This is a genomic window from Wolbachia endosymbiont of Ceratosolen solmsi (assembly GCF_017869155.1).
GTDB lineage: Bacteria > Pseudomonadota > Alphaproteobacteria > Rickettsiales > Anaplasmataceae > Wolbachia > Wolbachia pipientis.
Genome location: NZ_CP054598.1, coordinates 408,197 through 419,915 on the forward strand (window position 1 = coordinate 408,197; position 11,719 = coordinate 419,915).

Annotated in this window: 13 protein-coding genes and 1 pseudogene; 8 read left to right on the forward strand and 6 right to left on the reverse strand. The window is 34.8% G+C overall.

Annotated elements, in window-relative coordinates:
* The first annotated feature begins 121 nt into the window (after positions 1 to 121).
* From HUB95_RS02060 to HUB95_RS02075, 4 genes are read left to right on the forward strand one after another with little or no spacing between them, the layout of a single operon-like run.
* Positions 122 to 1,105 carry an NAD(P)H-dependent glycerol-3-phosphate dehydrogenase gene (locus tag HUB95_RS02060; RefSeq protein WP_209452487.1) on the forward strand — a complete coding sequence of 328 codons (984 nt, stop codon included), beginning with the start codon at positions 122 to 124 and terminating at the stop codon, positions 1,103 to 1,105.
* A 19-nt stretch (positions 1,106 to 1,124) separates the two neighbouring features.
* Positions 1,125 to 1,607: a phosphatidylglycerophosphatase A family protein gene (locus HUB95_RS02065; protein ID WP_141457025.1), complete on the forward strand. Its 483-nt coding sequence runs from the start codon at positions 1,125 to 1,127 to the stop codon at positions 1,605 to 1,607.
* Entirely contained in the window at positions 1,597 to 2,376 is a 780-nt protein-coding gene (locus HUB95_RS02070; protein ID WP_006280097.1) for a GNAT family N-acetyltransferase, read from the forward strand. The genes HUB95_RS02065 and HUB95_RS02070 overlap by 11 nt, the downstream gene beginning before the upstream one ends.
* A 42-nt stretch (positions 2,377 to 2,418) precedes the next feature.
* Positions 2,419 to 3,555: a hypothetical protein gene (locus HUB95_RS02075; RefSeq protein WP_010962793.1), complete on the forward strand. Its 1,137-nt coding sequence runs from the start codon at positions 2,419 to 2,421 to the stop codon at positions 3,553 to 3,555.
* A gap of 3 nt (positions 3,556 to 3,558) precedes the next feature.
* Here the strand turns inward: HUB95_RS02075 and HUB95_RS02080 are convergent, their stop codons facing one another.
* Both HUB95_RS02080 and ybeY read right to left on the reverse strand, forming a co-directional pair.
* The gene (locus tag HUB95_RS02080) at positions 3,559 to 4,347 is read right to left on the reverse strand and encodes a succinate dehydrogenase iron-sulfur subunit (RefSeq protein ID WP_010082472.1); all 789 of its coding nucleotides are present in this window, start codon (positions 4,345 to 4,347) and stop codon (positions 3,559 to 3,561) included.
* A gap of 86 nt (positions 4,348 to 4,433) precedes the next feature.
* Positions 4,434 to 4,886, reverse strand: coding sequence for an rRNA maturation RNase YbeY (ybeY, locus tag HUB95_RS02085; protein ID WP_010082473.1), 453 nt, complete (start codon positions 4,884 to 4,886; stop codon positions 4,434 to 4,436).
* A gap of 24 nt (positions 4,887 to 4,910) precedes the next feature.
* On the opposite strand from ybeY, the gene HUB95_RS06335 reads away from it, so the two are divergent.
* Both HUB95_RS06335 and HUB95_RS06025 read left to right on the forward strand, forming a co-directional pair.
* Entirely contained in the window at positions 4,911 to 5,042 is a 132-nt protein-coding gene (locus HUB95_RS06335; RefSeq protein ID WP_255322244.1) for a hypothetical protein, read from the forward strand.
* Between the two features lie 15 nt (positions 5,043 to 5,057).
* Positions 5,058 to 5,237 carry a hypothetical protein gene (locus HUB95_RS06025; RefSeq protein ID WP_022626337.1) on the forward strand — a complete coding sequence of 60 codons (180 nt, stop codon included), beginning with the start codon at positions 5,058 to 5,060 and terminating at the stop codon, positions 5,235 to 5,237.
* A gap of 33 nt (positions 5,238 to 5,270) precedes the next feature.
* Here HUB95_RS06025 and HUB95_RS02095 read toward each other — a convergent pair whose 3' ends face one another.
* The 4 genes and pseudogenes from HUB95_RS02095 to HUB95_RS02110 form a co-directional block, all read right to left on the reverse strand.
* Complete coding sequence (locus HUB95_RS02095) at positions 5,271 to 5,669, reverse strand: EVE domain-containing protein (protein WP_007549395.1); 399 nt, start codon at positions 5,667 to 5,669, stop codon at positions 5,271 to 5,273.
* On the reverse strand, positions 5,669 to 6,865 hold the full coding sequence (gene ftsZ / locus HUB95_RS02100) for a cell division protein FtsZ (protein WP_010962790.1): 1,197 nt from the start codon (positions 6,863 to 6,865) through the stop codon (positions 5,669 to 5,671). Before ftsZ ends, HUB95_RS02095 begins: the two co-directional genes overlap by 1 nt.
* Before the next feature lie 238 nt (positions 6,866 to 7,103).
* Positions 7,104 to 7,568 (reverse strand): hypothetical protein, encoded by a 465-nt coding sequence (locus HUB95_RS02105; RefSeq protein ID WP_209452488.1) that lies wholly within the window; start codon positions 7,566 to 7,568, stop codon positions 7,104 to 7,106.
* A gap of 83 nt (positions 7,569 to 7,651) precedes the next feature.
* Positions 7,652 to 9,159 (reverse strand): annotated as a pseudogene (locus tag HUB95_RS02110) (YifB family Mg chelatase-like AAA ATPase).
* A gap of 122 nt (positions 9,160 to 9,281) precedes the next feature.
* Here HUB95_RS02110 and HUB95_RS02115 point away from each other — a divergent pair.
* Both HUB95_RS02115 and HUB95_RS02120 read left to right on the forward strand, forming a co-directional pair.
* On the forward strand, positions 9,282 to 10,121 hold the full coding sequence (locus HUB95_RS02115; protein ID WP_015589168.1) for a polysaccharide deacetylase family protein: 840 nt from the start codon (positions 9,282 to 9,284) through the stop codon (positions 10,119 to 10,121).
* Positions 10,076 to 11,650 carry a penicillin-binding transpeptidase domain-containing protein gene (locus HUB95_RS02120; RefSeq protein WP_209452489.1) on the forward strand — a complete coding sequence of 525 codons (1,575 nt, stop codon included), beginning with the start codon at positions 10,076 to 10,078 and terminating at the stop codon, positions 11,648 to 11,650. The genes HUB95_RS02115 and HUB95_RS02120 overlap by 46 nt, the downstream gene beginning before the upstream one ends.
* The last annotated feature ends 69 nt before the right edge of the window (positions 11,651 to 11,719 follow it).

Here is an 11,719-nt window from a genome sequence, read left to right on the forward strand (position 1 = left end):
TACTATTATTAAAAGAATACTTCGGTTAATAAATATTTAACTATTCTATATGTCTGTGTTATATTTTTAATTTACTTATCCTACTATTTTAAAGTATAAGTAATATTTTCAGGAATATTGTGTGGCAATATCAATTTTAGGTGCTGGTGCATGGGGTACAGCAATCGCAATTTCATTAGGTAGTAAGAAAGATGTGATTTTGTGGACTCGCAATGAAACTACATTTGAATCAATCAACGGGAAAAGAGAAAGTGACAAGCTACCCGGTTGTCGAATTTCTGATAATGTGTCAGTAAAATTGGCTATTGAAGACACAATTAATGCTTCAGTAACAATCCTCGCTGTTCCCACTCAGTCTCTGAGGAAGGTATTTCAGCAATTGCATAATTGTAATCTGAAAAAAGATGTAGCAATAATTTTAGCTTGTAAGGGAATAGAAAAGTCTACATTAAAATTACCTAGTGAAATAGTAAATGAAATTTTACCTAACAATCCTATTGCTATTTTTTCAGGTCCTAGCTTTGCTGTAGAAGTTGCAAGAAAATTACCCTATTCAATGGTTCTTGCATGCCAAAATAACACATTAGGTTCAAAGCTAGTATCAGAGCTGCAACAAGAAAATGTTAAATTGGAGTTTAGTAACGACATTATAGGAGTACAGATTTGTGCAGCGTTAAAGAACGTTTTTGCTATAGCGTGTGGGATTGTTTTAGGTAGTAAACTTGGGTTTAATGCTCATGCAGCATTGATTACGAAAAGTATGAGCGAAATTAAGGCTTTATACTCAGCAAAAATTGGTGACGGTAGTGTGGATATAAATACACTACTTGGGCCAGCATGTCTGGGTGACCTAATTATGACATGCACATCCTTGAATTCAAGAAACTTATCTTTTGGGTTTAAAATAGGTAATAGTGATAATGGCTTTAATGTTCAGCAGATTTTGTCAGAAGGCAAGTCAGTGATTGAAGGTTTTAGCACTGCTGAGTCCATATTTAATTTAGCAGGAAAGCTAAAGATAAAAATGCCTATATGTGAAGCGGTCTATAGATTATTGTATGAAAGCGCCTCTATAGAGGATACTATTTCTGTTCTTATAAGTTAATTTTGTATTTGGATATATTGTGAAATTTTTATATAAATTAATATCAACGTGGTGGCTGTCTGGAACAGTAAAAAAAATGCCAGGTACTGTGGGTAGTTTGGCTTCTTTTCCGCTTGTTCCTGTAATCCTGAGCAACAAAATTTTAGGTGCAGCAATTATTTCTTTTTTATTCTTAATTGGATTATGGTCTACAGGTAATTATATAAAACATTACAAGACTTCATGTGATCCAAAAGAGGTAGTAATTGACGAAGTGGTTGGTCAATTGCTGACGATACTTTTAGTTTCGATATTGTTAAGCCAAGAGATGAATTATTCTTCATTGTTGTTGTGCTTTTTTTCTTTTAGGTTTTTTGATATAATAAAAACGTGGCCTATAAATTTAATCGATAAAAATACCAAAGGTCCTTTAGGTATTATGCTAGATGACGTTATAGCTGCAATTTTAGCCTGTGTTCTTATAGGAGCCTTTTATTGTTTATTGTTGGTGTATGCAGGATAAAAAAATTTATTATTCAAGCTTAATTGTTCAAAATCTAAAGGATTATATACTGTACACAGCGAATTTATCTGAGTGGGAAGTACACGATGAATTTGATAACATCATATTTACAATAAATGGTACCAGGGAGTCATTATTTAATTTTGTGTTCTGTGGAGATCAATGTACCGAGCTTTCTATACAAAAAACTCTAGATTATCTCAGAACAAGAGATATAGAAGCAACATGGGTAATAAATTCACATATGAAAATAAGAGATATTTTAGAAAAGTGTGAAATAAAACACGTTAGCACACCAAAAAAAGCTTTACTTAATATGAAAAATTACTTTTTACCTGCTGATGTTATTCCAAACTTGAGGTTAAATGCTGTGAATGGTAGCAACCTCTTAGAACAGTTAGATCTACACACTTCTAAAATTTTTTATCATGGCGTTGGAATTGTCAGCACATTTTTTCGCGGATTATCAAATTATGATGATAAGAACTCAAGATTAAGATTTTTTCTTGTAACACTAAATAATGAAATTATTGGGACATGCGGTCTTTATGTTCAAGATAGCGTAGCTGGTTTTTATAGTGATGGAGTTTTACCAATTTACAGGAATCGTGGAATAGGTACCCAAATGGTTTTAGAAAGAATAAAGATAGCTAAACAGCTTGAATGCAAATATATAGTAGCACATTGTATGAAATCTTCTGTGAACCTTTATAAGAGATTGGGCTTTCAAATGTTAGGCAATCTTTACTTATATACCTCTTCAGCATAATTCTGAGCGGTTACAAATTTTTACATTTGTTTTAAAAGTGCTATGTTTTTTTTGTATGAAGTGGTTTTAATATTGATTCTAATATTATTCTTTCTCTCTTATTCTAAATTAAAAATTAGTAATAAGATTAAGAACTTACAGCATCAAAATGTTATCATAAATAATTTGATTGATACTGTGAATGATGGGTTTTATATTTGGGATGCAAAAAAACGTATAGAAAAGTTCTCTCCCAATTTACTAATTTTGCTTAATACTGTTTTTTACTCATTTAATGAGTTTGTGAATTTTTTTGAGCAATCAGAAAGCTTAATCAAAAATTTTGTTGAGGCAAAGGAAATAAATAAATCTTTTACTCTAGATTTAAAGTCAAAAGACAGTGAGGTTTATTGCATATGTTACGGTAGAAGCATAATAGATGATTCTAACAATGTGATAGGTGTGCTGTTATGGATAAGGAATGTCTCAGACTGTAAGATAAAGGCTAACGGACTTGAGTTAGAAAATAGTAAGCTTACACAGGAAGTGGAGAGCTATAAAAACGTTTTCAACTCTTTACCATTTCCAATACTAAGATATAACAAGAGTAGAAAGGTGGAATTTTATAACTTGTTTTATGATAAATATGTAGATGGTTCTAAGAAATTTGCTATTACCGGTAGCGCTCATAGCACAAAACCAGGAAGACATGTCATAACTTATAAGAACGAACCTAAGGTTTTCGATTTTGTTAAAATTCCAATACAAGGTTCTGGTAGCATAGTAATGTATGGGAAAGATGTTAGTGATGCAGAGAAATTATATACTGAATTAAACAGTTATTTAGCTACACAGAAAAATTTGCTTGAGAGGTTACCGGTTGCTATAGTAATATATAGTAAGAATCAAAAGCTAAAATTTTATAATAATGCTTTTATAAAAACCTTTCAATTTGACCCAAAATTTTTGGCATCTTACCCAACTTATCACGAAGTTATGCTTTACCTCTTCGAATCTAAAAAGCTTTTAGAAAAAGAGGATTTTCAAACTATTAGTAACCAAAGACATGAGTTGTTCAAAAAATTATTTGAATCGTACGATGATACGATGCACTTCACAAACGGAAAAGCGTTCAGGGTATTAACAATACCCTACGCTTCGGAAGGTTTGCTGTTCTCTTACGAAGAATGCAAAAGATAATACTTAAACTCCTTCTCTCTCTACCATGAGCTGTTTTACTTTCGCTATTGCTCTTGCTGGATTAAGTCCTTTAGGACAAGTTTTTGTGCAATTCATTATTGTATGACAACGATACAACTTGAATGGGTCGTTTAAAACATCAAGTCTTTCACCTGTCTTATTATCACGGCTGTCAGCAATCCATCTGTAAGCTTGTAATAGTATTGCTGGTCCTAAAAATTTATCACTATTCCACCAGTAGCTTGGGCAACCAGTCGAACAGCAAGCACATAATATACAGTCGGACAAGCCATCTAATTTTTTTCTATCTTCAGAAGATTGAGAGTATTCTTTATTTGGTAGGGCAGGCTTATCTGCTTGTAACCAAGGTTTAATTGATTTGTATTGCTCATAAAATTGGCTCAAATCCGAGACTAGGTCCTTTATTACATACATGTGAGGTAATGGATATATTTTTACGTCACCTTTTATATCATGTATAGATCTAGTACATGCAAGAGTATTGGTTCCGTCAATATTCATGGCACAAGATCCACATATGCCTTCTCTACAAGAACGTCTGAAAGTTAAAGTCGAATCTATTTCATCCTTTATTTTTATTAATGCATCAAGTACCATAGGGCCACAACTATCCATATCAATAAAAAATGTGTCTATTCTAGGGTTTTTCTCGTCATCAGCAGACCAACGGTAAATTTGAAATCTTCTGATGTTTTTTGCTCTAGCAGGAATAGGATAAATTTTGCCCTTTTGATTAATTTTAGAATTCTTTGGCAAAGAAAACTGAACCATATCACTTACCTTTTATTGTTTATAGCTAAAACCCTTTGTAGATAACATATTTTATTATCATCTACTATATTTTTATTAAATTCCTTTTAAATCGCACACATATTGTAGCCAAGCGAAGCTAAAATCTCTCTTTCTAGATTTTTCATTATAATTTCTTCATCTTTTTTTTGGTGATCATAACCAAGTAAATGCAGTAATCCATGCACTAACATGTGTGCAATGTGAGCAAGAATGGGTATATAATACTCATGCGATTCTCTTTTTATTGTGTCTATTGAAATTGCTATGTCTCCTAAATCGCACTCATTAGACAATTGTTCATACGGAAATGATAGTACGTTAGTTGGCTTATCCATTTCTCTAAATTTTAAATTAAGTTGATGTAGCAAGTCATCATCAGCCAGAGCTATTGATATATTTGGTTTATAGTGGTCTATTTTTAATTCTTTTAGAGAAGCATTGATGACACCTAATACAAAATTTTTAGGATTTTCTATAATGCTGCACCATTTCTTGTCAAGAATATTTACTTCTAACATGAGTGACACATCAGTAAGGGTGTCATGCAAATAGCTGACACTGGAATCCAAAAAAGAAGAGTTATAGACCCTTGTGTCATGTACACAACTGTACGAATATTGTACACTAGAAGGATGTCATCCCAGTGTCTAGGCACTGGGATCCAGGAATTTTGATTAGACATCAAGTTAGTGAATATAAAAGTAGCTAATCTTATATTAAAACACAACGGCTTTAATGTGGTTGCATTAAGGCTGGATTCCAGTGTCAAGCACTGGAATGACACCTTTGTGTTTGATGCAAAATCGGCTATAACGTTTAATGCACTGCCTTCGAGACAAATATTCATACAGCTGTGCGTTGTGTGCTGAGATGACATCATTTAGGAACTGAAATGACAGGTATTACACATCACTCATCCTTATTATTTCATTCCATTCAATTTCCGAAACTGGGGCAATTGATAAACGTGGTTGTTTTAATATAGTCATATTTTTCAAAAGTGGGTTTTGTTTTATATTATTTAACGTTACTTGGTTATTTAAAGGTTTCAAAAACTTTACATTCACTAATCCGAACTTGGGATCATTAACATGATAATACTCTTTAAATACTTCAACGATTCCAAGTATTGCTTTCTCTTTACCTGTATGATAAAAAAACGCAAGATCGCTTGCTTTCATAATTTTCATGTAGTTTTGAGCTTGATAATTGCGCACACCATCCCACTCAACTACCTGCTCCTTTTCCATTTTTTGCCATGAGTATTCACTTGGCTCTGACTTAAGTAGCCAAAATTGCATTATTTTTTTCTTCTTAAGTAAGCTGGTATATCATAGATATTGCTGCCCCACTTAGCTCCTTCGCTTACCTGTTCAGCTGGTTTTGTTTCCAGTGTTTTGTCTTGTGTACTTTCACTTTGACTATATGGCCACTTAAATTTCTCTTTCTCTGAGTCTTCGCTCTGACTTATAGGTGAAGTTTCTGATTTATTATTGCGACCATCAATGCCAGTTGCAAGAACAGAAACTCTAACTCTTCCCTCCATCGCTTGATCAAAAGTAGCACCAAATATTATATTTGCATTTTCATCTACTTCTTCACGCACTCTATTAGCTGCAGCATCAACTTCAAACAGAGTCATATCTCCGCCACCAGTAATGTTAATTAATATTCCTTGCGCACCTTTCATTGATACATTATCAAGCAATGGATTAGATATTGCAGCCTCTGCAGCACTAATTGCTCTATCTTCTCCTTCTGCCTCTCCGGTGCCGATCATCGCTTTGCCCATCTCGCTCATTACTGTTTCTATATCAGCGAAGTCAAGATTGATAAGCCCTGGCATGACCATCAAGTCAGTTACTCCTCTGATGCCAATGTGCAGAACATTATCAGCAAGTTTAAATGCATCAGAAAATGTAGTTTTTTCATTTGCAATTCTAAATAAATTCTGATTTGGAATGACAATAAGTGTATCCACGTATTTTTGCAGTTCTTCAAGTCCAAGCTCTGCAATGCGCATACGGCGCACACCTTCAAAACCGAACGGTTTAGTTACAACTCCAACAGTCAATATCTTTTTTTCTTTTGGCGCTCTATCCTTAACTGCGGCTCTTGCTTCTCTGGCTGCTTTTGCAATTACCGGTGCTGCACCGGTTCCAGTACCACCGCCCATTCCTGCTGTGATGAAAAGCATATGACTATCTTTTATATGCTCCATAATCTCATCAATTGACTCTTCTGCTGCACCTTTGCCAACATCAGGCAAAGCACCAGCACCAAGCCCCTTAGTTAAATTAATGCCAAGCTGAATTTTTTTATCACATAACGACTTTTCTAGTGCTTGAGCATCGGTATTTGCGACAACAAAATTCACTCCTTGCAAATTAGATTGGATCATGTTATTCACAGCATTTCCACCAGCACCACCCACTCCCACAACGGTAATCCTTGGGTGCAATATAGGTAACTCCGGCAGACTAAGATCAATAGACATTTAAATTACTCAAATTTAGCGAATTCACTTGATAATAAGTTACCGCTTTTTTAATAATATGCAAATACTTTTCACTTCTATAGGCGTAAACAGTAAACGGGATTTACTTATTCTTAACATTTATACTAATAAGTGCCGTTAATTATAATAACTAGATTCTTAGATGACATCACTTAACCGATGCAAAAAATAGAAAACGTTTATAAAAAGGGACAGAAACCTATCCCTTTTTATTTTGTTAAAGATTATTAGCTTCCTTATCTTTCTCTTCCCCTTTCAATGCTTCAACCGCAACATCTTTTAATTTTGAGGCAATTTGATATGTTCCATAAAGAACAGCAGCTGCAGCAATTGCCATTATGGCACCCGCAACTATCTGACCAGCAACACCTGTTCCGATAAATCCAGGTAATGAAGCAGCTATTGCTTGATTTGTTCCAACAAAGTAACTGGCAGTCTTAGCAAGAAACCCAGAAGCTTCTGCTGCACTAACAAAGCCTGCTTTCATATGCATTGCTGTAAAGACAACACTTGCAACTGCAAGCGGAAATAATGCTGTTCTCCATTTATTATGCATAGCGTACTGACCAGCTCCACCAGCAGCACCAGGAATTCCCCAGTATTTTTCAGCTCGTATATATCCTTCTGAAATAGCATGAAAAATGCCATCCCCTTTTCTATACTCATAATTTGTTAATGCCATAACTCTACTCCTTAAATAGAATGTTAAAATTTCATTAAGGAAGCATATAGTAAAAAAAATTGCCTGTCAAGTAAACTAATTTTTTAATATACCTTTATTCTGTAATTGAGCGCTTCAGCAATGTGTGCTCTTTTTACTTCTTCACTTTTTGCAAGATCTGCAATAGTTCTTGCAACTTTTAATACGCGTGTGTAGCCTCGATTGGAAATGTAATTTTCTTTCAGTACGTATTTTAGCAATTCTAACCCTGCCTGATCTGGTTCAGTAAATTTATTAAATGCTTCACCGCTTACTTCTGAATTGCAACGAATATTTAATTCACTATAGCGCTCAGTTTGAACTTTTCTTGCTGCTATCACTCTTTCTCTTATGATTTTAGTACTTTCTCCCTCCACAGAGATTTCAGGAGAGAGTATGCTAACGTTTGGCATTTCAATGCATATGTCTATTCTATCAAGCAATGGGCCTGATATTTTGTTTTTGTAATCTGTGCCACACTTTGGAGCTTTGTTGCACGATCTGCTTGCATCACCTAAATAACCGCACCTGCAAGGGTTCATTGCAGCAATCAGTTGAAAATTTGCAGGGTAGGTTATGTGAGCATTTGCCCTTGCAACGGTAACTTTTCTATCTTCAAGTGGTTGGCGCAGAGAATCAAGCACAAGTCTTGGAAATTCTGGCAACTCATCAAGGAATAACACGCCATTGTGAGCCATGGTAATTTCTCCAGGTTTTGCATTCTTTCCTCTCCCTATCATCGCTGGCATAGAGCATGAATGATGAGGTTCACGAAAGGGACGAGTTACTTTGAATATTTCATTACCAGTTTTTGTTATGCTGGAAATAATATTAACATCAATTATCTCCTGTTCGGTTAAATCAGGCAGCAATCCTATAAAGCGCTTAGCAAGCATTGATTTTCCAGTACCAGGAGGGCCAACAAGAAGCATATTATGCCCACCTGCTGCTGCAATTTCAGCTGCTCTTTTTGCAACAACTTGGCCTTTGATATCCTTCATATCGGGAACCAATCTTTTTTCTTTGGGTGCATCACTATAATTAAAAATTACTGGCTGAATTAATTGCTCACCCTTAAAGTGTCTGATAATATCAGTTAATTTCTCTATAGCCAGAATTGAAACATTCTTCACCCATACAGCTTCTACACCATTTCCTCTCGGGCAAATTACTCCTTTATTGTCCTTTTTGCATTAATTGCTGTTGGCAGCACACCTGAAACTGGAATAACTCTGCTATCAAGAGCCAGTTCACCCATGATTATATAAGACTGAACTTTTTCAACTGGTATCACATTCATTACAACAAGTAGTCCAATAGCAATAGCCAAGTCATAATGACTGCCTTCTTTCAGCAAATCCGCAGGGGAGAGATTAACTGTAATTCTTTTTGGAGGTAGTAGTAGATTGATTGAATTTAACGCTGCTCTGATGCGCTCTCTGGATTCTGCAACAGTTTTATCCGGCAAGCCAACAATATTAAAAGCTGGAATACCATTTGCCATATGAATTTGTGCATTGACATTTACTGTGCTAATTCCCTGAAGCGCAACGGTATTTATATTTGCAATCATAATATATTATATAAAATTGTTAATATAATATATTAAAGAAGCGATGAAGTAAAGGCTACAGCAATTAAAGATGGCTTAACTTAGCAAAAAAGTGTAGTATTCTATCACTTTGCTGATTACAAATGTTTATAAGGATAATCACTTTTTTCTTACTATATTCAAGTACGGCTTTTTGTAGTGATTGTAATTTTAATTTACCATACTGTGGGCTCAGTTGTAATCTAGATCTATCATATAGAAATTTAAGTAATATAAAAAAATTATTGAATAACGACGATAAGTTTGTTGCGCTTACGTTTGATGATGGACCTTCCAACAATAGAATAAACGATATTATTAATGTTCTGGAAAGCTATGAAGCAAAAGCAACATTTTTTGTGCTTGGTGAACGTATAAATGAAAAAACGTCTGAAATAGTAAAGAAAATTCATGAATCAGGTCATGAGTTAGGCAATCACTCTTGGTCGCATAGGAAGTTGACATCACTTTCAAGTGAGGAACAATTGCAAGAATTGGAAAAGACAAATACAGCAATTAAAAATGCAATAAAACAAGATGTAAAATGGTTTCGTCCGCCATATGGATGTTATGACGATAATCTGATTGAAAATACTGATCAATTAAATATGTATTCAATATTATGGACAGTTGATTCGCTAGATTGGCAAGGTGATAAGCCAGAAACTTTAGTTGAAAGAGTTTTAAGTAATGTACATAATGGAGCAGTTATACTGTTTCATGATCACAATAACAGGTCAAACACAATTGAAGCTTTACCTCATATTATTAAAATACTAAAAAAATCAGATTATAAGTTTGTGACCTTAAGTGAGTGGGAAAAAAGGGTTTGTAATACGGTAAAAGCCAGAAGTGTAACAATAAAAGAGGGGAAAAAAGTGTGTTTTGAAGGAATGTTATGTGGACAAAAAACAAAGTCTTTAACCGCAGAGCATTCATATTAGGTGGTATTCAGCTTACCATTTCTGCGGTTTTTAGTTGCAGGTTATATAATTTACAAATACGAAACAGACAAAAGTACGAAGCACTATCTAATAGTAATAGAATAAGAGTTGCTACTATTATGCCTAATCGGGGCAAAATTTTAGATAGGAATAGCATTGAACTTGCGGTAAACAAAATTTCGTATGTTGTTTTGTTTGATGGTTCTGGTAAGGAAGTTGATTTGCAGACATTATCAGAAGTCGAGTCTAAAATAGCAAAATCGTCAGAAAAAATAACTGCTCTTTATAAACGTTATTACCCGTTTGGTTCAATGTGTTCTCATGTAATCGGATATACAAAAAGACAGCAAGGCATAAGCGAAGTAGGAATCAGCGGTATTGAATATACATATGATCATATATTGAAAGGCAAGTCAGGAAAATCTGAGCAGGAAATAAATTCTAAAAAACGCGTCATAAAAGAATTATCAAGCATACCACAACAAGACGGACAAGATGTACAACTGACAATTGAGATTAATCTGCAAGAGAAAACCGCAGAGGTATTTAAAGATCACCAAGGATCCGCAGTGGTAATTGATGTAAATAATGGAGAAATTTTAGCATTATATAATTCACCTTCTTACGATAATAATCTTTTTGCTAGCAGGCTATCAAATGAGACTTGGGAAAACTTGAATGCTCCTTCATTACCGCTTGTGAATCGTGCGTTATCATATCAAATTCCACCTGGTTCAATATTTAAAGTAATAGTTGCGCTTGCGGGTTTAAAAGACGGGATAATAACACCAGAAGAGAAATTCTCGTGCAAGGGCTATATGAAAATAGGTGAGCGGAAATTTCGTTGTCTGAAAAGCAAAGTCCATGGGTATGTATCTTTAAATGAGGCAATGGCATTATCATGCAACACTTACTTTTATAATATAGGGAAAAAAATAAGTGTAGACTCTCTAGTAGAAATGGCCAGAAAATTTGGTATTGGAAGTGTGCCACTGATTGGAACGTTTAAAGAAGAAGCTCCAGGGTTGTTGCCAGATAGAGATTGGCGTACACGAAAGCTATATTCGCAGTGGTATTTAGGTGACACTATCAACTTAGTTATAGGACAAGGGTATATGCTTACAACACCACTACAGCTTGCAGTTCTTGCAGCGAGGATTGCAACAGGAAAAGAGGTAATTCCCCACATTGAGATGAGTAAAACGATACAAGATTTTCCCGATATTGATGTGGATTGTGAGCATCTTAGCATAGTTCGAAAAGCTATGTTTGATGTGGTGAATTCTAGAACTGGAACCTATAAGAAAGGGCTAAGCGGTATACAAATTGCTGGCAAAACCGGTACACCAGAAATAAACTCTAAGGGCGAAAGTCATAAGTTATTTATCGCCTATGGCCCTTACCATAACCCGCGCTATGCAATCTCTGTGTTTATAGAACACGGCAAAGCCCCACGCCAAGATGTTGCAATTGCTAATGAGATATTTCAGTATATGCTTGAAACTATGAGTATTAAACTTCTTGCATAACCATATAACAAACTTTTATTGGGAATANACCATGATAAGGGGGCTGGCGGAGTTTGTCAAGTAAGTTTT